The organism is Dactylosporangium vinaceum, assembly GCF_019904175.1.
Lineage (GTDB): Bacteria > Actinomycetota > Actinomycetes > Mycobacteriales > Micromonosporaceae > Dactylosporangium > Dactylosporangium vinaceum.
Genome location: NZ_CP061913.1, coordinates 139820 through 166261, shown reverse-complemented (window position 1 = coordinate 166261; position 26442 = coordinate 139820). Strand labels below are relative to the sequence as shown.

The 26442-nt window shown below is 71.7% G+C and carries 17 protein-coding genes and 1 pseudogene; 12 read left to right on the top strand and 6 right to left on the bottom strand.

The annotated features are described in order from the left end of the window. Window positions 1-46 precede the first annotated feature (46 nt). Window positions 47-799, top strand: coding sequence for a VOC family protein (locus Dvina_RS00790; RefSeq protein WP_223100458.1), 753 nt, complete (start codon window positions 47-49; stop codon window positions 797-799). Here the strand turns inward: Dvina_RS00790 and Dvina_RS00785 are convergent. Genes Dvina_RS00785 through mqnE form a run of 3 tightly spaced genes read right to left on the bottom strand, consistent with a single transcriptional unit; the run spans window position 777 to window position 3603 of the window. Then, complete coding sequence (locus Dvina_RS00785) at window positions 777-2066, bottom strand: M14 family metallopeptidase (protein ID WP_223100457.1); 1290 nt, start codon at window positions 2064-2066, stop codon at window positions 777-779. The two genes, Dvina_RS00790 and Dvina_RS00785, sit on opposite strands and share 23 nt — an antisense overlap. Before the next feature lie 47 nt (window positions 2067-2113). Continuing rightward, the gene (locus tag Dvina_RS00780; RefSeq protein ID WP_223100456.1) at window positions 2114-2395 is read right to left on the bottom strand and encodes a DUF4229 domain-containing protein; all 282 of its coding nucleotides are present in this window, start codon (window positions 2393-2395) and stop codon (window positions 2114-2116) included. A 38-nt stretch (window positions 2396-2433) separates the two neighbouring features. Further along, on the bottom strand, window positions 2434-3603 hold the full coding sequence (gene mqnE, locus Dvina_RS00775; protein ID WP_223100455.1) for an aminofutalosine synthase MqnE: 1170 nt from the start codon (window positions 3601-3603) through the stop codon (window positions 2434-2436). Between the two features lie 169 nt (window positions 3604-3772). On the opposite strand from mqnE, the gene Dvina_RS00770 reads away from it, so the two are divergent. The 4 genes and pseudogenes from Dvina_RS00770 to Dvina_RS00755 all read left to right on the top strand — a co-directional run bounded on the left by Dvina_RS00770 (window position 3773) and on the right by Dvina_RS00755 (window position 12583). Further along, window positions 3773-5398, top strand: a complete 1626-nt coding sequence (locus tag Dvina_RS00770) for a C40 family peptidase (protein WP_223100454.1) — start codon at window positions 3773-3775, stop codon at window positions 5396-5398. A 223-nt stretch (window positions 5399-5621) separates the two neighbouring features. Continuing rightward, window positions 5622-10547, top strand: coding sequence for a hypothetical protein (locus Dvina_RS00765; RefSeq protein ID WP_223100453.1), 4926 nt, complete (start codon window positions 5622-5624; stop codon window positions 10545-10547). A 149-nt stretch (window positions 10548-10696) separates the two neighbouring features. Then, window positions 10697-11923: pseudogene (locus Dvina_RS00760) on the top strand (DEAD/DEAH box helicase); the annotation flags it as partial. Window positions 11924-11977: 54 nt separating this feature from the next. After that, the gene (locus Dvina_RS00755) at window positions 11978-12583 is read left to right on the top strand and encodes a putative glycolipid-binding domain-containing protein (protein WP_223100451.1); all 606 of its coding nucleotides are present in this window, start codon (window positions 11978-11980) and stop codon (window positions 12581-12583) included. Between the two features lie 5 nt (window positions 12584-12588). Here the strand turns inward: Dvina_RS00755 and Dvina_RS00750 are convergent, their stop codons facing one another. Further along, entirely contained in the window at window positions 12589-13035 is a 447-nt protein-coding gene (locus tag Dvina_RS00750; RefSeq protein ID WP_223100450.1) for an Lrp/AsnC family transcriptional regulator, read from the bottom strand. A 185-nt stretch (window positions 13036-13220) separates the two neighbouring features. On the opposite strand from Dvina_RS00750, the gene Dvina_RS00745 reads away from it, so the two are divergent. Further along, on the top strand, window positions 13221-13448 hold the full coding sequence (locus Dvina_RS00745) for a BldC family transcriptional regulator (RefSeq protein ID WP_223100449.1): 228 nt from the start codon (window positions 13221-13223) through the stop codon (window positions 13446-13448). Here the strand turns inward: Dvina_RS00745 and Dvina_RS00740 are convergent. Then, a complete protein-coding gene (locus tag Dvina_RS00740; protein WP_223100448.1) occupies window positions 13411-14043 on the bottom strand; it encodes a UbiX family flavin prenyltransferase in 633 nt (210 codons plus the stop codon). The two genes, Dvina_RS00745 and Dvina_RS00740, sit on opposite strands and share 38 nt — an antisense overlap. Before the next feature lie 156 nt (window positions 14044-14199). On the opposite strand from Dvina_RS00740, the gene Dvina_RS00735 reads away from it, so the two are divergent. From Dvina_RS00735 to Dvina_RS00715, 5 genes are all read left to right on the top strand, one after another. After that, a complete protein-coding gene (locus tag Dvina_RS00735; RefSeq protein ID WP_223100447.1) occupies window positions 14200-15702 on the top strand; it encodes a menaquinone biosynthesis decarboxylase in 1503 nt (500 codons plus the stop codon). Beyond that, complete coding sequence (gene mqnP / locus Dvina_RS00730; protein WP_223100446.1) at window positions 15699-16610, top strand: menaquinone biosynthesis prenyltransferase MqnP; 912 nt, start codon at window positions 15699-15701, stop codon at window positions 16608-16610. Before Dvina_RS00735 ends, mqnP begins: the two co-directional genes overlap by 4 nt. A gap of 26 nt (window positions 16611-16636) precedes the next feature. Beyond that, the gene (locus Dvina_RS00725) at window positions 16637-18229 is read left to right on the top strand and encodes a mannosyltransferase family protein (RefSeq protein ID WP_223100445.1); all 1593 of its coding nucleotides are present in this window, start codon (window positions 16637-16639) and stop codon (window positions 18227-18229) included. Window positions 18230-18379: 150 nt separating this feature from the next. Further along, window positions 18380-18880, top strand: a complete 501-nt coding sequence (locus tag Dvina_RS00720; RefSeq protein ID WP_223100444.1) for a PH domain-containing protein — start codon at window positions 18380-18382, stop codon at window positions 18878-18880. A gap of 70 nt (window positions 18881-18950) precedes the next feature. Next, entirely contained in the window at window positions 18951-20015 is a 1065-nt protein-coding gene (locus Dvina_RS00715) for a mannosyltransferase family protein (RefSeq protein ID WP_223100443.1), read from the top strand. Here the strand turns inward: Dvina_RS00715 and Dvina_RS00710 are convergent. Next, window positions 20012-21949: a SpoIIE family protein phosphatase gene (locus tag Dvina_RS00710; protein ID WP_246655943.1), complete on the bottom strand. Its 1938-nt coding sequence runs from the start codon at window positions 21947-21949 to the stop codon at window positions 20012-20014. The genes Dvina_RS00715 and Dvina_RS00710 overlap by 4 nt on opposite strands. A gap of 92 nt (window positions 21950-22041) precedes the next feature. Between Dvina_RS00710 and Dvina_RS00705 the strand changes: the two genes are divergently transcribed. Then, window positions 22042-26436: a HAMP domain-containing protein gene (locus Dvina_RS00705; protein WP_223100442.1), complete on the top strand. Its 4395-nt coding sequence runs from the start codon at window positions 22042-22044 to the stop codon at window positions 26434-26436. Window positions 26437-26442: the final 6 nt, after the last annotated feature.

The following is a 26442-nucleotide window of genomic DNA, read 5'->3' as shown; positions in this document are numbered from 1 at the left end:
AAGGTGGCAGGATCGCCGTCTGCGCGGATTACCGGAGGTACACGAAATGCGAGTGCGGGGTTACGCACCGGGCACGCCGTGCTGGGCGGAGCTGGTCAGCCCTGATGTGGCCGCGGCCGAGCGCTTCTACGGCGCCCTGTTCGGCTGGGGCCGCAACGCCGACGGGCACTTCACGCTCGGCGGGCGGGCCGCGGCCGGGCTGCGCGAGGGGCGGGCCGGCAGCTCAGGAGCCTGGCTGATCTCGGTCAGCACCGATGATCCGGCGGCCGCCGCGGCGACTGTCGAGCGCTCCGGCGGTGCCGTGCGCGTCGCGCCGGCGAGCGTGCGCGACCTCGGTACCACCGCCGTCTTCTCCGACGCCGGAGGCGCGCTCTTCGGCATCTGGCTGCGCAGCCGGTTCGTGGGCGCGCAGGTGTCCTACGAGCCGGGCGCCATCTGCTGGTATGAGCTGGCCACCCACGACCTGGACCGCACCGGCGCCTTCTACAAGGAGGTCTTCGGCTGGCACACGGTCGAGGCGGACAGCGAGGGCCAGCCGTACTTCGAGTTCCACCACCACCACGACACCGTCGGCGGGCTGGTGCCGATCGACGAGCGCTTCCCGCCCGGGGTGCCCGACCACTGGACCGTCGCGTTCATGGTCGAGGACATCACCGCGGCCTGCGAACGGGCCACCGAGCTGGGCGGCTCGGTGGCCCGTGGTCCACAACCGGCGTCGGCCGGGTATTACGCGCGGCTGGCCGACCCCACCGGCGGCCACTTCGCGGTCATCGAGTTCACCGAGGACTGGGCGCTGTAGTGCAGTACTGCTGCTCCTTCTTGATGGCCCGGTAGGCGCAGTCGGCGTACTCGGCAAGCGTGAGGCTGGCGTCCTGGTTGCGCGCGGTCTCGCGGTTGATGACGCCCGCGGGCGGGTAGAAGCCGCCCTTGCCCGGGGTCGTCGGGTACATCTCGAAGGTGAACGCCCAGATGCCCTGGTTGGCCCAGAGCCAGTCGATGATCGAGCCGTCGGTGATGTACAGGCTGCTCGACTGCTCCGGCGTGTAGCCGTTGCTCTTGGCGAACGCCTTGCCGAGCGTGGCGAACGTCTTCTGCTGGTCGCCGTTGAGGCCCGCGGCCGTGGTCTGGGTCGTGTACCCGTACGGCCAGAGGATCAGCTCGGAGTACGTGTGGAAGTCGATGCCGGCCTTGATCTGCTGGACGCCGTTGACCCGCCGGCTCAGCACGAAGTCGCGCAGGTGCTGGGTCTCGGGCGCGAAGAACGCCGACGGGCCGTGGTAGGTCTCGGACGACACGACCGGCGAGGACCCGTCGCAGCAGGCGAACTTGTAGCCCCAGTTGCGGTTCAGGTCGACGCCCTTGTAGCCGCCGTTGCCGACGGGCTGCCGGTTCTTGCGCCAGCTGCGGTACTTGCCGCCGCTGATGTCGTACTCGCCGCCGTCCGGGTTCATGTCCGGCACGATCCAGATCTCGCGGGTGTCGACGACCCTGGTGATCCGCGGGTCCTTGCCGTAGCCCTCCGTGAACATCTTCACCAGGTAGAGCGCCATCTCGACGGTGAGGTGCTCACGCGCGTGCTGGTGGGCGTCGTAGAGGATCTCGGGCTCGTTCTCGTCCTTCGCCACGTTGTCCGAGATCTTGATCAGCGGCATGTCCCGGCCCTCGTACGACTTGCCGAGGCTGAGCTTCTGCAGGATCTTCGGGTATGCCTTGGCCGCCTTGTCCAGCTCGGCCTGCATCTCGGCGTAGTCGTGGTAGCCGGAGTCGGCGGCGGGGAAGCCCTCGGTCTCGGTGCGCGTGATCCGGTACCCGAGCCTCCCGATCTTCAGGGCCTCGACAGGCGTGGCGGTGATGTCGAGCCGATCCCCTTCGACGGCGTCGATGCTGGCGCCGGTCTGGCCCACGCGATTGCGATCGGCCTGCGTGGACGCGCCGTCCACGATGTAGTTTGCCGATTTTTGCTGATAAATCGGACTGGTCGGGCTGGCCGAGGCCTGCGTCATCGTGCCCAGCGCCACCACGCCGACTACCGCGAACGCCACCATCGGCCTGAACTTGCGTCCCATTGGTTCCCCCTGGAGCGGTTGAGCGCCATCCAAGGTGTTAATGGGCTTTAGTCCGATTTGGTGGCGCCCTCACCCCCATCATCATCCCCGTTGAGGGCGGCACGCAGCCGTTCCTTCTTTTCCGCACGGCGCTCGGCCATGCCGACAGCCGACACGGACGCCTCGTCCCGCAAGCCTTTGAGCAGGAAGAACGCGAGCACAGCGGAGATCAGGACCGCGATCATGAGCTTGAGCAGCACGCTGATGGCGATCGGCAGCGAGAGCATGATGAGCGCGGCCAGCCCGAACAGTCCCAGCCGGGCCAGCGTGTACTTCAGAAACGGTGACATGGTGAGTCCAGCCTAGACCCGCGGCGGGCCGGCACCGGTCAGGCCCACACCTGCTGCGGCACCGAGCGGCGCTCGGCCAGCGGGGTCGGCTTGTCGTACTCCCGGACGACCTCGTACCTCGTGTTGCGCTCGACCGGCTGGAAGCCCGCGTCCCAGATGAGGTGCAGCAGGTCCTCGCGGTGCATGGTGTTGGGCGTGCCGTAGCTGTCGGCGTCGTGCGTGATCTTGTACTCGACCACCGAGCCGTCCAGGTCGTCGACGCCGAAGTTGAGCGAGAGCTGGGCCACCGACAGGCCGTGCATCACCCAGAAGCACTTCACGTGCGGCACGTTGTCGAACATCAGCCGGGACACGGCGAAGACCTTGAGGCTCTCGGCCGGCGAGGCCATCTTGGTGCGGGCCTGCAGCCGGTTGCGGATCTTGCCGTCGGCCGAGTCGACGAAGTCGTGCTGGTAGCGCAGCGGGATGAAGACCGTGAAGCCGCCGGTCTCGTCCTGCAGCTCGCGCAGGCGCATGACGTGGTCGACCCGGTGGCGCGGCTCCTCGATGTGCCCGTAGAGCATCGTCGAGGGCGTGCGCAGGCCCTTGCTGTGGGCCAGCCGGTGGATGCGCGACCAGTCCTCCCAGTGGGTGTCGTGGTCGACGATGTGCTGGCGGACCTCCCAGTCGAAGATCTCCGCGCCGCCGCCGGTCAGCGACTCCAGGCCGGCGTCGATCAGCTCGTCGAAGATCTCGTCGGCGGGGAGGCCGGAGATCTTCTCGAACCACTGGATCTCGGTCGCCGTGAACGCCTTGAGCTTGACGTTCGGCAGAGCACCCTTCAGCTCGCGCAGGACCTTCGGGTAGTACTTCCACGGCAGCGTCGGGTGCAGGCCGTTGACGATGTGCAGCTCGGTGAGCTGCTCGTCCTCCATCTCCTTGGCCTTGGCGACCGCCTCGTGGATGCGCATGGTGTATGCGTCCTTCTCGCCCGGTTTGCGCTGGAACGAGCAGTACGCGCAGCTGGCCGAGCAGACGTTCGTCAGGTTCAGGTGCCGGTTGACGTTGAACATCACTCGGTCGCCGTTCTTCTCGGTGCGCACCTGGTGGGCCAGCCCACCGAGCCAGACCAGGTCGTCACTCTCGTAGAGAGCGACCCCGTCCTCACGGCTCAACCGCTCACCGGCGGCGACCTTTGCCTCGAGTTCCCGCTTCAACCCTGCGTCCACGCCGCCAGCCTACGTCGGCCCCGTCGTTCCCTCCGCATTCACCTGCGAACGAGGAACGTGACATTGATCAGCCCTCGACGCACCTTGCCTTCGTGCGGTAAGAAAAAGTGTCAGGAAACACGGTCGGGCGGCAGACCGACTGATCGATCGGCAGCGATCGACCATTGGCATGGCTAACCGACTGGGGACGGTGGCGATGAGCGGCCTGGTGTTGAGGGCGGCGTACCCGGGCGAGAGCTCGGGTTTTGTGGCAGCGGTGGAGCCGGCTCCGGCTCCCGTCCAGCGACGGCCGCGGATCAGTCTGCGGCGCGGGCCGGTCGGCACCGCCCTCGTGGTGTGCACCCTGCTGTGCTCGCTCGTCGCCCGGCCCGCCTACGCCGACCCGAGCAGTGACATCCCCGACACCGGCTCCCGCCCGGTCGCCTCGGGCGAGCTGACACTGCCGAACTCCGGCGCGACGACCGCCCCGCCGGCCACGACCACCACCCAGCGCGGGCCCAAGGCGGCCGAGCTGACAGCGCTCGAGCTGACCGTCGCCCAGCTCGGTGAGAAACGCAACAAGGCCTCGACCGAGGTCGACACCGCCCGCAACGCCCTAGCCGACGCCGAGATCAAGCTCGGCGAGGCGACGCAGCGGGTCCAGGAGCAGAAGCAGAAGGCCGACGACGCCGCGGCCGAGGCGTACAAGCGCGCGACGGGCCTCGGCCCGCTCGACGGTTACGCCAACGACCTGCACGGCTTCGGCCTGCTCGCGCCCGGCTTCGGCGGCCAGCCCAACGGCGAGGAGGCGGCCCGCGACCTGCTCAAGGCCCAGCAGGCCGAGTCGGCCGCGCGGCAGGAGCTCCAGGCCGCGCAGCAGGCGATGCAGTCGGCGCAGGACGCGTACACCCCCGTCGACACCGAGTTCCAGACGCAGAACGCGGCCTACGTCAAGCTGCGCTGGGAGAACGACGCCCTGGTCCTGCAGATGGAGGCCGAGCAGGACGCGGCCGAGCAGTCCCTGAGCCCCAACCTGGCCGACAACCCGACGATCAACGGGATGAAGGCCGACCCGCGGGCCATCCAGGCGCTCAACTACGCGCTGAGCAAGGTCAACGTCTCCTGGTACGTCTGGGGCGACGAGGGCCCCGACACGTTCGACTGCTCCGGCCTGGCCTACTGGGCCTACGGCAAGGTCGGCGTCCGGGTCCCGCGCGTCGCCGCCGACATGTACCACGGCACCCACGCCATCCGCCCGAGCGTCAACAGCCCCGGCGACCAGCTCCTGCCCGGTGACCTCGTGTACTTCGCCACCGACATGAGCGACTGGCGCACGATCTACCACATGGGCATCTACATCGGCGGCGGCAAGATGGTCAACGCGCCGACGAGCGGCCAGAAGGTCAAGATCGCCGAGGTCCGCTGGTCGCGGCTCTTCGGCGCGACCCGGATCTTCGACGCCATCCCGGGTCCGGGCGGGGCGACAGCGCTGCCGCCGATCGTCAACCCCGGGGGCGGGGGCGGCACCACCACGACCACGAGGCCGCCGACGAGCACCTCCCCGTCGGCCTCGACCTCGACCTCGCCGTCCACCTCGACCTCACCCTCGACCTCGACGTCTCCTTCGACCTCCACCTCGCCGTCGCCGTCGAAGAGCGCCTCACCGTCGGCCTCCACGCCGCCCGTGACCTCGACCTCACCGTCGCCGTCGAAGAGCGCGTCGAAGGCGGCGTCGTCGGCGCCGGCCGCGGTGAAGACCTCGTCGTCGGGGGCCAGCACGAAGGCCAGCACCTCGTCGAGCGCCGCGGGGAACTGATCGGCTCGTTCGGGTTTCTGCGATCGATCGGGCGCTGACCGGATGACGGGCCGGGCCGCGGTTCGGTGACCACTTCACTGCGCCCCGTGATCCAAAACCTGACCGACTCCGATCCAGCACTGCGTGACTCGATGTGGCACCGTGGACGCGTTGACTGACGGACGGGGGAGCCCGTCGGGCACGCAATGACGCCTGTCGAGGGCACCGGTTCATGGAGGCAGCGATGGACGATCGGGACACGCGGGACGGCACACGCGGCGAGGCGCCAGGCGGCGGCCCGTCGTACGGCTATCCGCCACCCGCGCCGAGCACCACCGGCGCACCGTCGGCCGCCCAGGCTCCGGCCTCGGCTCCGGACACCGACGCGGACGGCGCCGACCTGCCGCCGCTGCCCCCACCACCCCCGGTCGGCGCCGAGCTGCCGCCGGAACCGTCCGACGAGCAGCTGCCGGACCAGGCGTTCGAGCTGCCGCCGACGCCGGTGGACGGGGCGCTGTGGCCGGGTGGCAACCCCTTCGACGCCGCCGCGCCCTCCTCCGCCCAGGACGAGGACGACCCGGAGCTGGCCGCGATGATGGCCGCGTTCGCCGACACGTCCGACGCCGCTCCGCCGCCGTCGCCGTCGCCTGTCGCCTCGGTGGCGCCGCCGGCCCCGCCCTCCACGCCTTTCTCCTCGGCCTTCACCCCGCCCGCGCGGGAGCCCGACTCCGAGATCATCGCGTCGGCGGTGGACGAGTCGCCGGCGTTCCAGCTCCCGAACCTCAACCCCTCCCCCGGCGTCTACGGCCCGCCGCCGACCGACCCCACCCCGCCGCCGCCCGCGCCGCCGCGGGCCGCCGACGAGCCTTCGGACGGCCTGGCCGCTCCTTTCAGCCCGGCGCCGCTGGAGGGCTTCGGCCCGCCCGCGCACGAGTTCGACTCTTCCGACATCTCGGACTCCCCGGCCTCGGCCGCGGCGGAGTCCCCGTTCCCGCCGGCGTCGTCCTCGCTGGCGGCCGCGCCCGTCACGGCACCCCCGGCCGCACACTCGGACGACCCGGTCTCTCCGGCCTCCGCGGCCTCTCCGGTGCGGGGCCGCGCAACCGTCGCCGGCATCGCCGCCCCCGAGCCGAACGCCGGCGAGGTGAGCCACGGGGCCGGCACATACCAGGCGGGCGTCTACCGGGCGGGCACGTACTCCTCGGCCGCCGACGACCCGGACTCGGGCCCGATCGACCGGCCGTCGTCCACTTCGGACGCGCCGGCCGCGAGCACCCCCTCCGAACTGGACGCCCCCGCGCCGTACTCGCCACCGTCGACCTATGGCCAGCCGGCCGCGGCCGACGAGCCGGCGCCGTACCGGCCGTCCGAGCTGGACGCCCCCGCGCCCTTGTTCCAGCCGCAGTCGTACGGCCGGCCCGCATCCGACGAGCCGGCGCCCTACCGGCCGTCCGAGCTCGACGCGCCGGCACCGCTCCAGTCGTCGCCCTACAGCCAGCCGGCCGCCTCGGACGAGCCGCCGGCGTACCAGCCGTCGAGCGCCGCCGCCGACCCCACCCCGCCGCCGGCCGACGAGCCCCCGCCACTGCCGAGCCGCCTGCGCGCCCCACGGCCCCCGGTGGAGAGCTCGTGGGACGCCTTCGCCAAGCCGTGGAAGGCACCGGAGCCGCCGGCCGCGCCGGAGCCCCCGCCGTACTCCCCCTTCGGCGCCCAGGCCGACCAGCCGCCGTCGAGCGACCCGGCCCCCTCCTACGACCCCCTCAGCGACCCGGCCCCGGCCCGGGACGCCGCACCGCCGTGGGGCCGGCCCGCCGAACCGGCGCCGTCCTACGGCCGGCCGAGCGACCCGGCACCGGTCTCCGGCCAGCCCAGCAGCGCTCCGCCGGCGTACGAACCGCCGGCTTTCGAACCAGCGGCTTACGAGCCACCCGCCTACAGCCCGCCCGGCGACCCGGCCCCCGCATTCGGCCAGGCCGCGCCCTCCTCCTGGGGCCAGCCCGCCGAGCCGGCACCGGCACCCGCATTCGGCCCGACGAGCGAGCCACCGGCCGCCGTCCACCCGTTCGCGGCCCAGCGCCCGCCGCAGGTCCCCGCCGTTCCGGAGCCGGCCGCCGCATCGGCCGACCGGCCCGGCGGTGCACCGTTCACCGACGGCGCCTCCGACGACCGCCCCGGCTACGGCAGCGATCCGGCGAGTGACGGCCTCGGCACTCCCGACCGCCCGTCCACCGACTCCCCCTTCGCCGACGCCGGCCCGGCCAACTCCGGCAACGGCGGCGGCAGCGGCGAGTTCGGCTCACCGTTCGCCGAAGCCGGAGCGTCGGGTGCTGGAGCAGCCAACTCCGGCAGTGGCAGCGGCGAGTTCGGTTCGCCGTTCGCCGAAGCCGGCCCGGCCAACTCCGGGAGCGGCGGCGGTAGCGGCGAGTTCGGTTCGCCGTTCGCCGGAGCTGGAGCGTCGGGTGCCGCAGCGGCCGGTTCCGGCAGTGGCGAGTTCGGCTCACCGTTCGCCGGTGCCGGATCGGCTGGAGCGGCGGCGGCTGGGGCGGCGATGGGTGGCGCAGCTGTTGCCGGCGCCGCCGTGGCCGGGGCTCGGGCCAGCGCGTCCGTGCCCGGCCTGCACACGGTGAGCGCGGAGGAGGCCGCCCAGGCCGCCCGCGCGTCCGCGACCCCCACCGTGTACCGCGGCGGTGCCGCCACCGAGGCCCCCCAGCACGACGCCCCGGACGAGGGTGAGCCGGCCGAGCCGATCCCCGGCCCGGCCCCGTCGCCGTTCCCGAGCCCGGAGCCGGTCCCGCAGCCGGAGCCCACCCCGTTCCCGCCGGCGCCGACCCCGGAGCCCATCCCCACGCCGTACCCACCCGCGCCCGAGCCGGCCCCCATCCCCCAGCCGGAGCCCACGCCCCAGCCGGGCCCGTTCCCGCAGCCCCCGTTCCCGAACCCGGCCCCGTTCCAGCCCGGCCCGTTCCACGCCCCGGGCGCCCCGGACGAGCCGCAGGCCCCGAGCTACCCGACCCCTCCGCCCCTCCCGGGCGAGCCCGGCGCTCCGAGCTACGCGACCCCTCCGCCCCTCCCGAGCGAGCCCGGCGCTCCGAGCTACGCGACCCCTCCGCCCCTCCCGAGCGAGCCGGGCGCGCCGAGCTACGCGACCCCTCCGCCGATCCCGGGCAGCCCCGGCGCTCCGAGCGCACCCGGCTTCCCCTGCGCACCCGGCTACCCGGGCGCGCAGGGATATCCGGGTGCCCAGGGCTACCCGGGTGCTCAGGGCTACCCCGGCGCGCAGGGCTACCCGGGCGCCCCGGGCCTCCCGACTCCTCCGGAACCGCCCGCGCCCCCGACCTTCGGCCCGCCGCCCCTTCCGGAACCCCCGGCGTACGGCATTCCAAGTGCACAGCCCGGCCCGTCGTTCGGCGCCACCGACGCCCCGGCGTCCGGAGCACCCGCATACGGCGTCCCGAGCGCACAGCCCGGCCCGTCGTTCGGCGGCACTGACGCCCCGGCGTCCGGAGCACCCGCATACGGCGTGCCGAGCGCACAGCCTGGGCCCTCGTTCGGCGACAGCAGCAACGCGCCCGCCTCGGCGGCTCCGGCCTACGGCATCCCCGACTCGCAGCCGGCGTCGTCGTTCGGGCCGGGCTCGGGCGGCGCACCGGCGTACGGTGTCCCGGACTCCAGCCCGGGCGCTCCGTTCGGCGGCAGTGATCAGTACCGCGCCGCGCCGCCGCCGGTCTCGAGCTCGCCGTTCCTGGCCGCCGAGGAGCCCCCGCCGCTCCCCGCCGATGACAAGCCCGCCGACGAGCCGCGGTCCGACTCGCCCCAGGCGCCGTCGTACACGACGCCGTCCGCGGAGCACCCGTGGGGCCACAACGACAACCCCGGCGACCAGTCGGGGCCGCCGCCGCACGTGCAGCAGGGCTGGAACCGGCCCGGCTACGTCGCCCCGCCTCCGGGCCAGCAGAGCTGGGGGCCCCCGCCCAACCAGCCGCAGTCGTGGCAGGGTGGGCCGCCGCCCCAGCCCGGGCAGCCCGGCTGGCAGCCTCCGCAGCCACCCCAGCCTCCGCAGCAGCCCGGCGGCTGGAACCCGCCCGGCCAGCCGCAGCAGCCGCCCGTCCAGGGCTGGCAGCCGCCGCCCGGGCAGCCGGGCTACCCGGGCCAGCCCCCGCAGCCGGGCCAGCCGGGCTGGCGTCCCCCGCAGCCGCCGCCCCAGGGCTGGCAGCAGCCGGGCTGGAACGCACCGCAGTCCGCACCGCCGGCGCCGCAGCCGCCGGCCTGGAACGCGCCCCAGTCCGCACCGCCCGCGCCGCAGCCGCCGGCCTGGAACGCACCCCAGTCCGCACCGCCCGCGCCGCAGCCGCCGGCCTGGAACGCACCGCAGTCCGCACCGCCCGCGTCGCAGCAGCCGGGGTGGAACCCGCCGCAGTCGGGGCCGCCCGCGCCGCAGCAGCCGGGGTGGCAGCCGCCCCAGTACGGGCAGCCGCCGCAGCAGCCCGGATACCAGCAGGGCTGGAACGCGCCGCAGTCCGCACCGCCCGCACCGCCACAGCCGCCGCAGGGCTGGGGGCAGCCGCCCGCGTGGCAGCCGCCGCCCGCGCCGCCGGGTGCTCCTGGAACGGAGAGCGACGAACATGAGGTACCACCGCAGCATTGGCCGAATCCGCCCGGTTACCCCCCGCCGGCGAATCGCGGGCCGGGCAACGTGTATCCGTCAAGCGGCAACCCCCCGCAGCACGGGCCGGAGCACCAGCAGCCCCCGGCCAACCCGCCGCCCGAGGAGGGCGAACTAGCCGAGGAAGAACCGGCCGAGTCCCCGGAGAGCACCGAACCCGAGGACAAGGCCGAGCCTGAGAGCAGCTACGGAAAGTGGGCCCGCAACGAGCGGCCCTCCGTCGGCACCGTGTACGGCGGGAAGGACGGCGTGCCCCCCACGCCCCTTCCGGCCACCGACGGAGGCAGTCCGCTCGAGAACTCCGGGTCCCTCACCGGGCACATCCTGAGTCAGGGCGCCGTGGAGTCGGATGACGACGACGAGGCGCCTCGCCGGAACGGCCCTCGCCGGGTGATGATCATCATCTCGGTGATGGTGGTGGTACTGCTGGTCGGCGGCTACTTCGCCGTCACGCTCGCGCACAGCTTCATCGACAGTGTTTTCGGTAACATCCCAGGCGCGAAATAACGGATTGGGACCTTCCCTTTGCGATCGGATACTCTTAACCGTTCTCCAATCGGAAGGTCCCGGCTCCCTTGCTCCTCGCTGACCCGAGCACGTACCCCTCAGTCTTCGAAACGCCCCAACACGTAGAGCCCGGCTTCGCCGGTCTCGGCCTGCCCGGCAAGCTCGTCCGGGCCCTGGCGAACGAGGGCATCACCGAACCGTTCCCGATCCAGTCGGCGACCGTCCCGGACGCACTCGCCGGGCGCGACGTGCTCGGGCGTGGCCGTACCGGTTCAGGCAAGACGCTGGCCTTCGGGCTGCCGCTGCTGGCCCGTCTGGCCGCCTCCGGCCGGTCGAAGCCGCACGCCCCGAAGGCGCTGGTCCTGGTGCCGACCCGGGAGCTGGCCATGCAGGTCAACGACGCGTTGACCCCGCTGGCGAAGTCGCTGGGGCTCTACTCCAAGACGGCCGTGGGCGGAGTGCCGTACGACCGCCAGATCTGGTCCTTGGAGCGGGGCGTCGATGTGCTGGTGGCCACGCCCGGCCGGCTGGGTGACCTGATCAAGCGGGGCGCGTGCCGGCTCGACGCGGTCGAGATCACCGTCCTGGACGAGGCCGACCAGATGGCCGACATGGGCTTCCTGCCCGAGGTCACCGAGATTCTGGGCCAGACGCCCGCGGCGGGGCAGCGGCTGCTGTTCTCCGCGACCCTTGACAAGGACGTCGACGCCCTGGTCAAGCAGTTCCTGGTCGACCCGGTCACGCACTCGATCGAGCCGGCCACGGCGTCGGTCACGTCGATGGACCACCACGTGCTGCTGGTGCCGCCGCACGACAAGTTCGCCATTGCCGCGTCGATCGCCGCTCGCAAGGGCCGCACGATCCTGTTCGTGAAGACGCAGCTGGCCGTCGACGAGCTCGTCGATCAGTTCGCGCGGGTCGGCGTCCGCGCGGGCGCGCTGCACGGCGGCAAGACGCAGCGGGTGCGCACCCGCACGCTTGCCGAGTTCCGGGAGGGCACCGTCGACGTGCTCGTCGCGACCGACGTGGCCGCCCGCGGAATCCACATCGACGATGTCTCGCTCGTCGTACACGTCGACCTCCCGCGCGACCAGAAGGACTACCTGCACCGGGCCGGCCGCACCGCGCGCGCCGGGGCCGCCGGCACGGTCGTCTCGCTGGTGCTGCCCCGGCAGCGGCGGATGGCGGCGGCGCTGCTGGCCAAGGCCGGTGTCACACCCAATGAGCTGCGCGTCCGCGCGGGCGACCCGGCGCTGGCCGAGGTCACCGGGGCCCGGCAGCCGAGCGGTGTGCCGGTCCGGGCCGCGGCCTACGCCAAGAAGGCCAACGACCAGCACGTGAAGCGGGCCAACGACCGTCGGCCGCCCCGCCATCGATAACGCTGGGTAACGTACCCCGCACAAGCGCCCGGGTTCGAGTACGGTCCGGGGATGACCGTGCTACCCCGGGCGTTCGCCTGGCAGCGGACCGACACCGTCGGCGGCGAGTTCGTCACACTCGACGACCGGCGGGGTCTGCGCGCCAAGGGCGTCGCGTTCGCCGCCGACAATGCGCTGTACACCTGCCGCTATGAACTGCAGACCGACGAGTCGTGGACGAGCACCCGGCTGGAGGTGGCGGTCGACGGCGCCGGGTGGCGGCGGACCCTGCGCATGGAGCGGGCCGCCGGACGCTGGCGGGTCACCACCGCAGAGCAGGGCGACCTGGAGCGGGTGCTGCCGACGGCGCCGATGTCCGGCATCGAGGAGCCCGACCGGCTGCACGCGGTCCTCGACATCGACCTCTACAACTCCCCGCTGACCAACACGCTGCCGATCCGCCGCCTCGGCCTGCACCGCGCCGAGCCGGGGACGAAAGTCGACATCGAGGCGGCCTGGGTGCTGTTCCCGAGCCTCGCCGTGCTGCCCTATGCGCAGAGTTATGAAGTGCTTCCAAGGCAGCGGATTCTGTACCGCTCCGAGAACTTCTCCGCCGAGCTCGACATCACCGACGACGGTTATGTGACCGAATATTCAGGCTTGGCGACCCTGGCGTGAACGGTCTATCCGAGCGACTGTATTCGCCCTTCCCATTTCGTCGAAAGCGCAATGGTGGTGCGGGTCCGGGCCACGCCGCGCACCCGGTTCAGGTCGACAATGAGCCGTTCCAGGTCACCGATGGTGCGCACCCGGGCCTTGCACAGAAACGATTCCTCGCCGGCCATGAAGTAGCAGGACTCGATCTCCGGGCGCTCCTTCAGGGCCTCGAGGACGGCGTCGGTGTCGCCGCTGCTGTCCTGCACGATGCCGATGACGGCGGTCAGCGGAAGGCCGAGGGTCTCGGGCTCGATCTCGGCCCGGTAGCCGCGGATGACCCCGGCGGATTCAAGCTTGCCGACGCGCTCGTGCACGGCCGGGGCGGACAGGCCGACCTTCCGGGCGAGCTCGGCATATGGAAGCCGGGCGTTGTCGCGGAGAAGGTCGATGAGTTGGCGGTCGATCGCGTCCATCGAGACAAGCCTAGCGGTCCGGGTTTTAACACAACTAATTACCCAGAAGTGCGTTTTCCTCGTTTCCCGGACACGGCACGTGAGCGGTGCTGTAATGGGCGTACATCCCAGGATGACTCGCGCTTTCAGCTTCGCCGCATGGGGGTGCGCGAGCCCGGCGAGCCACCCAGGGTAAAGGAGGGGCCGTGGAGACGGGAGATCGTCTGCTGACGCCCGGTGAAGTTGCTGCCTTGTTTCGCGTCGATCCGAAGACGGTGACACGCTGGGCCGCGGCCGGCCGGATCAGCAGCATCCGAACCCCGGGTGGACACCGGCGGTTCCGGGAATCCGAGGTGAGGGCGTTGCTCGAAGGAGATGACGCGCTTGATGACACCTCTAGTGGGAATGGCCGAGCTCACCCGACCAACGAGTGAACAGGCTGTGCGATACGGCGGCGGCGTCAAGCACTTTGCCGGCGACGAAATCGACCAGTTGAGCGGCCGTGGCCGCGGCACCGGAGGCATAGAAGCCGGGGCTCGCGGGCAGGATCACCGCACCCGCGTCGTGTAGTGCGATGAGGTGCTCCAGGTGACTGCGGGTCACCGGGGTTTCTCGTGGCACGACCACGACCGGGCGGCGCTCCTTGAGGTTCACCTCGGCGGCGCGCTGAAGGAGGTCCTTGGACAGACCGATGGCGATGCCGGCACACGCGGCCGTGCTCGCCGGCACCACCAGCATGCCCTTCACCGGGTATGAACCGCTGCTCGGCCCGGCCGCGAGATCACCGGCCGGCCAGTAGGCGACGTCGGCACCGTCCAGTGGGCGGCCGATCCAAGCGGCGAGGTCGTCCTTCCAGTGGGCATCGCGGAAGGACACTGCTGTCTCGTCGAGGATCGTCAGCCGCGCCGCGCGGGAGACGACGAGGTCAACGGCCTCGCCGGCGTCGAACAGCGCCCGGATCACCGCCGCCGCATACGGCGTGCCCGACGCACCGGAAACTCCCACGACCCACGGCCTGCGCTGATCCACGCCACAACTCTGCCACGGTCACAGCGCGCCACCGCGCCATCGGTGCGCCGGAGCGGCGCGTCGCCAGGCCGGCGCGCGGGGCCCGCGCCGACGGTCGCGGTCACAGTCGGCCAGGGCGCTGCAGAAAATGTCGTACCCGGTTGGCAGGATGCAGGTATGGCTCGCGGATTTCCCTATGCAGACCTCAACGAGTTCCTGGCCGCCCTGCAGAAGGCGGGGGAGCTGCATCGGGTCACCGCTCCGGTCGACCCGCACCTGGAGATCAGCGAGATCGTCACCCGCACCGTGCGGGCCGGCGGACCCGCGCTGGTCTTCGACCGGCCGACCCGCGGTGACATGCCGGTCGCCATCAACCTCTTCGGCACCGAGCGGCGCACCGCCATTGCCCTCGGCGTCGAGCACCTCGACGAGGTCGGGGCCCGGATCGGCGGCCTGCTCAAGCCCGAGCTGCCGGTCGGCTGGGCCGGCATCCGCGACGGCATCGGCAAGCTCATGCAGCTCAAGTCGGTGCCGCCCAAGCACGTCAAGACCGCGCCCTGCCAGGAGGTCGTCTACAAGGACGACCAGGTCGACCTCAACAAGCTCCCCGGCCTGCAGGTCTGGCCCGACGACGGCGGGATCTACCACAACTTCGGCCTGACCCACACCAGGCACCCGGAGACCGGCAAGCGCAACCTGGGCCTCTACCGCCTCCAGCAGCACAGCCACAACACGATCGGCATGCACTGGCAGATCCACAAGGACTCGACGGCCCACCACGCGGTCGCGGAGCGGCTCGGGCAGCGGCTGCCGGTGGCGGTGGCGATCGGGGCCGACCCGGTGGTCTGCTACACGGCCAGCGCGCCGCTGCCGTCCGACATCGACGAGTACCTCTTCGCCGGGTTCCTGCGCGGCGAGCGCGTCGAGATGGTCGACTGCCTGACGGTCCCGCTGCAGGTGCCGGCCAACGCCCAGATCGTCCTGGAGGGCTACCTGGAGCCGGGCGAGCGCCTCCCGGAGGGCCCGTTCGGCGACCACACGGGTTTCTACACGCCCGTCGAGGACTTTCCCGTGCTCCACGTGCAGTGCATGACCACGCGGAAGCAGCCGATCTACCACTCGATCATCACGTCGAAGCCGCCCCAGGAGGACCACGGTCTCGGCAAGGCCACCGAGCGCATCTTCCTGCCGCTGCTCAAGCTGCTCATCCCGGACATCGTGGACTACGACCTGCCGGCCGCCGGCGTCTTCCACAACTGCGTGATCGTGTCCATCCGCAAGCGATACCCCAAGCACGCGCAGAAGGTGATGAGCGCCGTCTGGGGTGCCCACCTGCTCTCGCTGGCCAAGCTCATCGTGGTCGTCGACGAGGACTGTGACGTGCACGACTACGCCGAGGTCGCGTTCCGGGCGTTCGGCAACGTCGACTACTCGCACGACCTGCTGATCACCCAGGGTCCGGTCGACCACCTCGACCACTCGTCCTACCAGCAGTTCTGGGGCGGCAAGGCGGGGCTCGACGCCACGCGCAAGACGCCGGCCGAGGGCTACCATCGCGGCTGGCCGGAAGAGATGGTCATGTCGCCCGAGGTCGTGGCGCGGGTCGACAAGCGCTGGAGAGAGTACGGGTTCCATGACAACGCCCTGGGCGACCGCCGGACGCGGAAGACTTCGACATGACGCTTGCTGAGGCACCTCCGAGCCGGGTCAAGGCGTTCCTGCGGCTTGTCGCGATCGAGCACTCGGTGTTCGCGCTGCCGTTCGCCTACCTGGCCGCCCTGACCGTGATGACCACCACCGGCGGCGAGCACCCGCACGTCGGCTGGCTCGACCTGCTGCTGGTGACGATCGCCATGGTCGGCGCCCGGACGTTCGCCATGGCCGCCAACCGGATCATCGACCGCCGCATCGACGCCCGTAACCCGCGCACGTCCAAGCGCGAGCTGGTGACCGGCGCCGTGAGCGTGCGCACCGCCTGGACCGGCGCCGTTGTCGCGCTCGTCGTCTTCCTCGGTGCCGCCGCCCTGCTCAACCCGCTCTGCCTCGCGCTGGCCCCGCTGGCCGTCGTGCCCCTGATCGTGTACCCGTACGGCAAGCGCTTCACCAACTGGCCCCACGCCATCCTGGGCATCGCCCAGCTGGTCGGCCCCGTCGGCGCCTGGCTCGCGGTCACCGGCGACCTGCGCGGCTCCGGCCCGGCCTGGGTCCTCGGGCTCGCCGTCGGCCTGTGGATCGGCGGCTTCGACCTCATCTACGCCTGCCAGGACACCGAGGTCGACCGCGAGATCGGCGTCCACTCGGTCCCGGCCCGCTACGGCGTCCCGTTCGCCCTGCGCGCGTCGACCGTCGCCCACGTCATCACGTTCGCCCTGTTCGTCTGGTTCGGCTACCTGGTGGACCTGGGCTGGCTGTGGTGGATCGGCCTGGCCGTGACCGCCGCCGCCTTCGCCTACGAGCACTCGATCGTCCGCCCCACCGACCTGTCCCGCGTGAACCGCGCCTTCTTCACCGCCAACGGCTTCGTGGGGATCGCCCTGTTCGTATTCGCCCTGCTCGACCTGGTGATCCGCGGCGGACTACGCCCGTAGCGATGCCCGCATCTACGATGCCGCAGATGGACGCCGACGACTCCGGCCCCGCCACCACCCCCGTGGCCGCCTCGCCCCCGCCGCCCGACCGGACGGCGGGAGCCGCCGCGCCCTTCGACGAGCGACCCGTGGACGCCCCATCCACGCCCGTCGGCCCGCCGACCCCCTCCACACCCCTCGACACGCAGGCCGACCGCCAAACGACCGCCGCCGCGCCCGACACCGCCGCCGCCGCTGCGCCCGCCACCGAGGCCGCCGCGCCCGGCGCTGACGCGAGGGCGCGGGCGAATGGGCGGGCGGCGGGCGAGGTGCGCACGGCGGCCGCGCCGGGTGGCTCGGTGGAGAGCGGCTCCACGCAGATCGCCGGGGTGCGCGACCGTGCGGCGCCCGATGCGGTGGACGTCCGCAAGGTCGCGGGCTCGGAGCGGGTCGGGGCCGAGGACGAGGGGCCCGACGGCGAGGCGGTCGGGGATCGGCCCTGGCGGCGGGCGCTCATCGCCGGGTTTTGGATCTTTGTGGCCGGCAAGGTCGCGCTGGCCGCTGTCACCGCGTTCTCGTGGATCGGGGAGAAGCGGCCCAACGTGACAGCGGCGTACATTGCGGCGCAGTGGGCTTCGCAGTGGGACTCCAAGTGGTTCATCGACATCGCGCAGCGGGGGTACTACCCCGAGCCGGAGAAGGCGCCGGCGGCGTTCTTCCCGATGTATCCGATGCTCATCCGGATACTGACGCCGCTGTGCCTCGGCAAGCCGTGGGTCGCCGCGCTGCTGGTGGCCAACGTGGCCTCGTTCGGGGCGCTGGTGGTGCTCTACCGGCTCACCGAGCGCGAGTTCGGCCGGGTCGTGGCCGGGCGCACGGTGTTCTACCTGGTGGCGTTCCCCACCGCGTTCTTCCTGACGGCCGCGTACAACGAGGGGCTGTTCATCGGGCTCATGGTCGCGGCCGTCTACTGCCTGCGCCGGCAGCACTGGTGGTGGGCCGGCGCGTTCAGCGGGCTCGCGGTGTTCACGCGGTCGGCGGGGGTGCTGCTGGCCGGGGCGTTCGTGTGGGAGTACGTGCGCGTACACCGGTTCACACTGCGCACCAGCGCGCTGGCCGTGCTGCTCGTGCCGGTCGGGGTGGCCGGCGTGGCGGTGTTCTCGCTCAACGCGTACGGGGAGCCGTTCGCGTTCTTGAAGGCGCAGCAGTACTGGGGCCGGCACCTGGACTGGCCCTGGATGCCGGTCTGGCGCGGGGTTCAGTCGCTGCACAGCGGGCTGGGGCTGAAGTACGGGTTCAGCGACGTCTGGGTGCACAACCTGCTCGAGCTGGCGACGGCCCTGATGTGCATCGCGCTGCTGGTGCTGAACTTCGTCGGGCCGTGGAAGGTCCGGCGCGATCAGTGGGTGATGCCACTGATCGGCATCGGGCTGACGCTGCTCATGATCAGCTTCCCGTCGTCCCACCAGCCGTATCCGCTGTACTCCGCGTCGCGGTTCGGCCTCGAGATCTTCCCCGCGTTCATGATCCTGGCCCGCATCGGCGCGCGGCAGTGGGTCGATCGGATCGTGATCGCCCTGTTCTTCATGCTGCAGGCGGTCCTCGCCGCCTACTTCGTCCGCGGCGGCTGGGTCGCATGACCGCCGCGGCGCCCACGAGACCGGTCCGCCGACCGCGAACGCGGGTGCGGGTCGATCGGGTAGTGGTAGCCCGCTCCTTCATGCTGCGGGCGATATCGGCGGCTTCCCACGTCCGGGGCGGCCGGGTCGCGTCATCGTAGGGGTGTGCAGATGCGCAGTGGTGCCTTCTCCGAGGAGCCTTCGGCCGCCTCCGAGCGCGAGCCCGACGAGGTGCCCGCGGAGCTGCCGACGCAGCTGCGGTGGCGGGTGTCGACGGGCTTCGCGGCGCTGAAGTGCGGGGTCACGGCGGTGCTGGTGCTGGCGGCCGTGTTCCTCGCCGACGACCGTCGGGCCCTGACCGCGCTCGTGGTGGCCGCGCTCGTCGCCGGAGGCTACGCGCTGCGCGACGTGCTGGCCCCCGTCCGCCTCGCCGCCGACCCGGCCGGCATCACTGTCGTCACCGGCTTCGCGGGGCACCGGCGGCTGGGCTGGGACGAGATCGAGCGCGTCCGGCTGGAGTCCCGCACCCGCGCCGGCCTGCGCAGCGAGCTCCTCGAAATCGACACCGGCGACACGCTGCACCTGCTCAGCACCTACGACCTCAACGCCCGCCCGGCCGACGTCGCCGCCGACCTGGCCCGAATCCAGGCCATCAGTGGTAGCCCTCGCTGACCGGGCCGCGACCGACCGGGACGGCGCAGCGGATCGACCGTGGTGGCGGGCGGCGAAGGTCGGGCTCGGGGTGTTCGCGGTCAGCCGGGCCGGGGTTGTGGCCGTCTCGGTGTTCGCCTGGGTCGGAGAGCCGGGGCCGCGGAAGTCGCCGACCCACGTCGCCTGGCTCTGGGCCGGCCAGTGGGATTCGCCGTGGTTCATCGCCATTGCCGAGCACGGTTACCAGCGCACGCCCGACAACGCTCCGGCCGCGTTCTTCCCGCTGTACCCGCTGCTGATCCGGATCATGACCCCGCTGGGCCTGGGCCGGAGCTGGGTCGCGGCGCTGCTGGTGGCCAACCTCGCGCTGGCCGCCGCGCTGATCCTGCTGTACCGGCTGACCGAGCTCGAGTTGGGGCGCGAAGCGGCCGGGCGGGCGGTGTTCTACCTGGTGGCGTTCCCGACCGGATTCTTCCTCGGGGCCGCGTACAACGAGAGCCTGTTCATCGCGCTCGCCGTCGGGACCGTGTACTGCCTGCGGCGTGGGCTCTGGTGGACCGGCGGGCTGCTGGGCGGGCTGGCGGTCATGACCCGGTCCGCGGGCATCCTGCTGGTGCTGGCGTTCGTGGTCGAGTACACCCGCCAAGTAGTGAAGCTGTCCAAATTATCGGCATTAATCGGCATTCCCGCGGGGCTGGGGGTGGTGATGCTCGTCGACCACATCGCGTACGGCGACGCGCTCGCCTTCTCGCACGCCCAGGCTCGGCACTGGGGGCGCCACCTCGCCTGGCCCTGGCAGGCGCCGCTCGACGCGCTGACGGGGACCGGCGCGCCGTTCACCGAGATCTGGACCCACAACGTCCTGGAGCTCGGCACCGTGCTCGGCCTGGGCGCGCTGCTGGTGACGAGGTCGAGGAGCAACCTGCTCGGCCTGGCCCTGCTGACGTTCGCGGTGAGCTTTCCCAGCCGGTACACCGCCGATATCCCGTACCCGCTGTACTCGGCGTCACGGATCGGGCTGGAGGCGTTCCCGGCGTTCATGGTCCTCGGTGCGCTCGGCCGGCGGCCATGGGTCGATCGCGCGGTCGTCACGGTGTTCGTGACCACGCAGGGCATCCTGGCCGCGCACTTCCTGCGCAGAGGCTGGGTGGCCTAGGCGGAGTCGTTGCGCACCGCGAAGATGGCGATGTCGTCGCGCGGGGCCTCCGGCGAGAAGCTCAGGGTCCGGGCGCGCAGCCGGGCGACCACCACGTCGGCGGTGAAGCCGGCGAGGTTGGCCGCCTCGTCGCGGAGGCGGTCGACGCCGAACAGGTCGATGCCGCGGCGCCGCTCCGTCACCCCGTCGGTGAAGAAGATCAGGGTGTCGCCGGGGTCGAGGGAGATCTGGGTGCGCGGGGTGTTGATGGTGTCGAGCAGGCCCAGGGCGGTGCCACAGGCGCCGACGAGCTCGGTCGAGCCGTCGGCCCGCAGCAGCACCGGCTGGTCGTGGCCGGCCAGGTGGAGTGTGACGTCGAGCCGGCCGTCCTGGCGCCGCAGCACCTGGGCCAGGCACAGCGTGCAGAACCGGCCGCCGCCGCGCTCCAGCAGCGTTTCGTTCAGGCGCAGCAGTACCTCGGGCAGCGGCCGACCGTCCCGCACGAGCACCCGTGTCACGTCGCGGACCAGGCCCGTGACGGTCGCGGCCTGGACGCCCTTGCCGGAGACGTCGCCCACCACGACCAGCCAGCGCCGGCCCGAGAGGGGCACGACGTCGTAGAAGTCGCCGCCGACCTCGACACCCTCGCCGGTGGGGACGTACTCGGCGCCGAAGTCCACGCCCTCGGCCTTCGGCAGCTGGGGTGGCAGCAGCGAGCGCTGCAGGGTCTGGGCGACCCGGCGGCGCTCGGCGTGGATGTTGGCGTTGTCGATGGCCAGGGCGGCCCGGCGGGCCACGTCCTCGACGACCGCGACCTCCTCGGAGCGCTGCCACGTGTCGCGGTTGCCGCCGACCGTCAGCGTGCCGAGGTGCTGGTTGCGGGCGATGAGCGCGACGATGTAGCCCTCCAGGGGGGCTCCCAGCGGTACCACCGCATCGGTTCGCATCGCCTCTTTGAGCTGGGGCGTGGCCTGGGCGAGCGCGTCGAGGAGGTCGCCGACCTTCGACTCGTCGGCGTGCGCGGTGGCGGCCAGCCGGAGCTCACCCCCGGCGTCGGCGGAGTGGATCGCGCACCACTGGCCCAGGCGCGGCACCACCAGCCGCGGGATCAGCGCCAGCGTGAGCTCGACGTCAAGGGACTGGGCCAGCAGCTCGGAGACGTCGGCGAGGAACGTCAGCCAGGTCCGGCGCTCGGCGTCGGCCCGGCGCAGGCGGTGGTTCTCGACGAGCAGCGTCAGCCGGTCGGCGGCCAGGGAGATCAGCGAGCGGGCGCCGGGGTGGGCACCGCCGCCGGCCACGAGCAGCTCGGCCCGCCACGGACGGGCGACCCGCAGCGGCAGCCGGCTGCCGGGGTCGACGCCGGCGACGATGCGGCCGTGAGTGGTGACGGTGTGCGGGCCCTCGCCCTCGTCGACGGTGAGCGCCGCGCCCTGGGCGCCGATCGCCCGGCACAGCCGCTGCAGCAGCTCCTCGGCCAGCTCCTCCAGGGACGTGCCGCGGCCGGACCAGATGAGGGAGTCGACCGCCGCCGGGAGGTCGAAGAGCGGAACATCCGTTTTGTCGGAAGGCGAGATGTCGAGCCGGAACCACACGCCCTTCCCGCCGCTGAAGTGCAGAGTTCCCCAAGCCGTGGCAAGCTGCTCGACGAGGAGCAGGCCGCGGCCGCGCTCGGGCAGCTCACCGTTGGGCTCGGCGTTGACGGGTGTGACGGCACCCGGGCTGAAGTCGAGCACCGTGACGGTGAGTGAGCCGTCGGTCGCCGTGATTTCGAGGTCGACTTCGGTCCCGGCATGCACCACGCTGTTGGTGGTGAGCTCGGTGACGAGGAGCAGTGCCTCGTCCAGGACCGAGCCGAGGTCCCGTTCGTGCGCGATCGTCCGGATCGCATCACGGGCCAGACCGGGAGAGCTATGGTCGGCCGGGAGCCTGATCCTCCGGACGGTCTGGGTTGTCACATATCGCAGTCTCCACTGAACGGTGGTAACAATCCAACCTGAAGGACGACGATGGGTGGACACCGCCTGCCCCCGAGACCGGTGGAGACGCCATGACCACAGTCGACGAAGTCACCCAGAAGAGTCCGGAGACAGTGCTGCTGGAGGAGCTCTCCGACGCGCTGGACAGCCTGCTCGCCGGCGACCTGAAGACCAGGTTGAGCCGCCGCGACGGCCTGCCGGGAGAAGTGGTCGAGCGGTTCAACCGGCTCACCGAGAGCAACCTGCACCACACCCGGGAGCTGCTGCGGATCAGCCGGGTCGTCGGCCGCGAGGGGCGGATGACGGAGCGGCTCGACGAGGAGGGCTTCGAGGGCGCCTGGCTCGACCGCGTCCACGCGGTGAACTCGCTCATCGACGACCTCGGGCGCCCGACCACGGAGATCGCCCGGGTGATCGTGGCGGTGGCCGAGGGCGACCTGTCGCAGAAGCTGGCCCTGGAGATCGACGGGCGGCCGCTGCGGGGCGAGTTCCTCACCATCGGCCGCACCGTGAACACGATGGTGGACCAGCTCTCGTCGTTCGCCGACGAGGTCACCCGCGTGGCCCGCGAGGTCGGCACCGAGGGCAAGCTCGGCGGCCAGGCCCAGGTGGCCGGGGTGGCCGGCACCTGGCGTGACCTCACCGACTCGGTGAACTCGATGGCGGCCAACCTGACCGGGCAGGTGCGGTCGATCTCGACGGCGGCGACGGCGGTGGCCCGCGGCGACCTGTCGCAGAAGATCACGGTGAGCGCCAAGGGCGAGATCGCCGAGCTGTCGGAGACCATCAACTCGCTCGTCGACACGCTGCGGATCTTCGCTGAGCAGGTGACCCGGGTGGCCCGCGAGGTGGGCACCGAGGGCAAGCTGGGCGGCCAGGCCGACGTGCCGGGCGTGGCCGGCACCTGGAAGGACCTCACCGACAACGTCAACTCGATGGCGTTCAACCTGACCAGCCAGGTGCGCAACATCGCCCAGGTGGCGACCGCGGTGGCCCGCGGCGACCTGTCGCAGAAGATCACGGTGGCCGCGCAGGGCGAAATCCTGGAGCTGAAGGACACCGTCAACACGATGGTCGACCAGCTCTCCTCGTTCGCCGACGAGGTCACCCGCGTGGCCCGCGAGGTCGGCACCGAGGGCAAGCTCGGCGGCCAGGCCCAGGTCACAGGCGTCGCCGGCACCTGGCGCGACCTCACCGACAACGTCAACTTCATGGCCTCCAACCTCACCAGCCAGGTCCGCAACATCGCCCAGGTGTCGACGGCCGTGGCGAAGGGCGACCTGTCGCAGAAGATCACCGTCGACGCCCGCGGCGAGATCCTGGAGCTGAAGTCGACGGTCAACACGATGGTCGACCAGCTCTCGTCGTTCGCCGACGAGGTCACCCGCGTGGCCCGCGAGGTCGGCACCGAGGGCAAGCTCGGCGGCCAGGCCCAGGTCACAGGCGTCGCCGGCACCTGGCGCGACCTCACCGACAACGTCAACTTCATGGCCTCCAACCTCACCAGCCAGGTCCGCAACATCGCCTCGGTCGCGACCGCCGTGGCCCGCGGTGACCTGTCGCAGAAGATCACCGTCGACGCCCGCGGCGAGATCCTGGAGCTGAAGTCGACGGTCAACACGATGGTCGACCAGCTCTCGTCGTTCGCCGACGAGGTCACCCGCGTGGCCCGCGAGGTCGGCACCGAGGGCAAGCTCGGCGGCCAGGCCCAGGTCCGCGGGGTCGCGGGCACCTGGCGCGACCTGACCGACAACGTCAACTTCATGGCCTCGAACCTCACGGCCCAGGTCCGCAACATCTCCCAGGTCGCGACGGCGGTGGCCCGCGGTGACCTGTCGCAGAAGATCACTGTCGACGCCCAGGGCGAGATCCTGGCCCTGAAGTCCACCGTCAACACGATGGTGGAGCAGCTGTCGTCGTTCGCCGACGAGGTCACCCGCGTGGCCCGCGAGGTCGGCACCGAAGGCAAGCTCGGCGGCCAGGCCCAGGTGAAGGGCGTCTCGGGCACCTGGCGCGACCTGACCGACAACGTGAACTCCATGGCGTCCAACCTGACCAGCCAGGTCCGCAACATCGCCCAGGTGACCACGGCCGTGGCGAAGGGCGACCTGTCGCAGAAGATCACCGTCGACGCGCACGGCGAGATCCTGGAGCTCAAGAGCACCGTCAACACGATGGTCGACCAGCTCTCCTCGTTCGCCGACGAGGTCACCCGCGTGGCCCGCGAGGTCGGCTCGGAGGGCAAGCTCGGCGGTCAGGCCCAGGTGAAGGGCGTCTCGGGCACCTGGCGCGACCTGACCGAGAACGTGAACCAGCTGGCCTCCACGCTCACCACCCAGCTGCGGGCGATCTCGCAGGTGTCCACGGCGGTGACCCGCGGCGACCTGACCCAGCGGATCGCGGTCGAGGCGCTCGGCGAGGTGGCCGAGCTCAAGGACAACATCAACCAGATGATCGTCACCCTGCGCGAGACGACGAAGAAGAACGCCGAGCAGGGCTGGCTGGACTCCAACCTGGCCCGGGTCGGCGGCCTGCTGCAGGGCCAGCGCGACCTCGTCGAGGTCTGCCGCATGATCATGGCCGAGGTGACGCCGCTCGTCGACGCCCAGATCGGCGCGTTCTTCCTGTCCCGCGCGGACGCCGAGACCGGCCTGCGCCTGCGGCTGGAGGCGTCGTACGGCTACGTGGCCCCCGGCGTCGACATCAGCTTCGCGCCCGGCGAGGGCCTGATCGGCCAGGCGTCGCTGTCCCGCCGGGCCATCCGCGTGCAGGCCGCCCCGGAGGCCCGGCTGCAGGTGCGCTCCGGCGTCACCGAGACCGCCCCGGCCGACCTGGTCGTGCTGCCGGTGCTCTTCGAGGGCGAGCCGCTCGGCGTGATCGAGTTCGGCTCCGTCTCCCCGTTCAGCGACCTGCACCTGTCGTTCCTCGACCGGCTCGTGGTCACCATCGGCGTGGCGCTCAAGACGATCCTGGCCAACCGGCGCACCGAGGAGCTGCTGTCGCAGTCGCAGCGGCTCACCGAGGAGCTGCAGGACCAGTCGGCCGAGCTGCAGCGGACCAACGCCGAGCTGGAGGAGAAGGCGACGCTGCTGTCCGAGCAGAAGGGCAACATCGAGAAGCAGAACCGCGAGATCGAGATGGCCCGGCTCGGCCTGGAGGAGAAGGCGCAGCAGCTGGCCCAGGCCTCGCAGTACAAGTCCGAGTTCCTGGCCAACATGAGCCACGAGCTGCGGACCCCGCTCAACTCGATGCTGCTGCTGTCGCGCCTGCTGGCCGACAACCCGGACAGCAACCTCACGGCCCGGCAGATCGAGTTCGCGGCGACGATCCACAACGCCGGCTCCGACCTGCTCGCACTCATCGACGACATCCTCGACCTGTCCAAGATCGAGGCGGGCCGGATGGACGTCGAGCCGGGCGAGGTCTCCTTCGACGAGATCCGGGCGTACGTCGAGCAGGCGTTCGCCCCGCAGGCCGAGGACAAGGGCCTCGAGTTCGTCGTGACGACCGACGATGCGCTGCCCGCGGCGATCGTCACCGACCCGCAGCGGCTCCAGCAGATCCTGCGCAACCTGGTCTCCAACGCGGTCAAGTTCACCGACCACGGCCAGGTGACGCTGGCGATCGGGGTGGCGCCGGCCGACGTGGAGTTCTCGGCGCCGACCCTGGCCGGGGCGCGGCGGGTGATCCAGTTCGCGGTCTCCGACACCGGCATCGGCATCTCCGACGACAAGGTGGACCTCATCTTCGAGGCGTTCCAGCAGGCGGACGGGACGACCAGCCGGAAGTTCGGCGGCACCGGCCTCGGCCTGTCGATCAGCCGGGAGCTCTCCCGCCTGCTCGGCGGCGGCATCGGTGTCACGTCCGAGGTCGGGCACGGTGCGACGTTCACGCTGTACCTCCCGGACGTCATCGCCACCGAGGTCGGCTCGTCGCTGCACCAGCAGCTGCACCACTCCCTGCCGGCCCCGCACCACGAGCTGCCGCCGGTGACCCCCCGCCCGCTGCCGGCCGCCCCGCCGATGCTGCGCTCGCTGCCGGCGGCCGAACGCCACGCGGCGACCGGCGACCGCCAGCTCGACGGCGCCACCGTGCTGATCGTCGACGACGACGTGCGCAACGTCTTCGCCCTGACCAGTGCGCTGGAGCTGCACGGCATGACAGTGCTCTACGCCGACAACGGCGCCGACGGCGTGCGCATCCTCTCGGAGCACCCGGACGTGGACATCGTCCTGATGGACGCGATGATGCCCGACCAGGACGGCAACGAGACGACCCGGGCGATCCGCCGCAACCGCCGCTTCGCCGAGCTGCCGGTGGTGTTCCTGACCGCCAAGGCGATGCCCGGCGACCGCGAGTCGTCGCTGGAGGCCGGGGCGAGCGACTACATCACCAAACCGGTGGACCTGGACGAGCTGCTCGACGTCATGGCCGCCTGGGTGAACGGGGAGGGTCGCGCGGTGTAGGTTGTT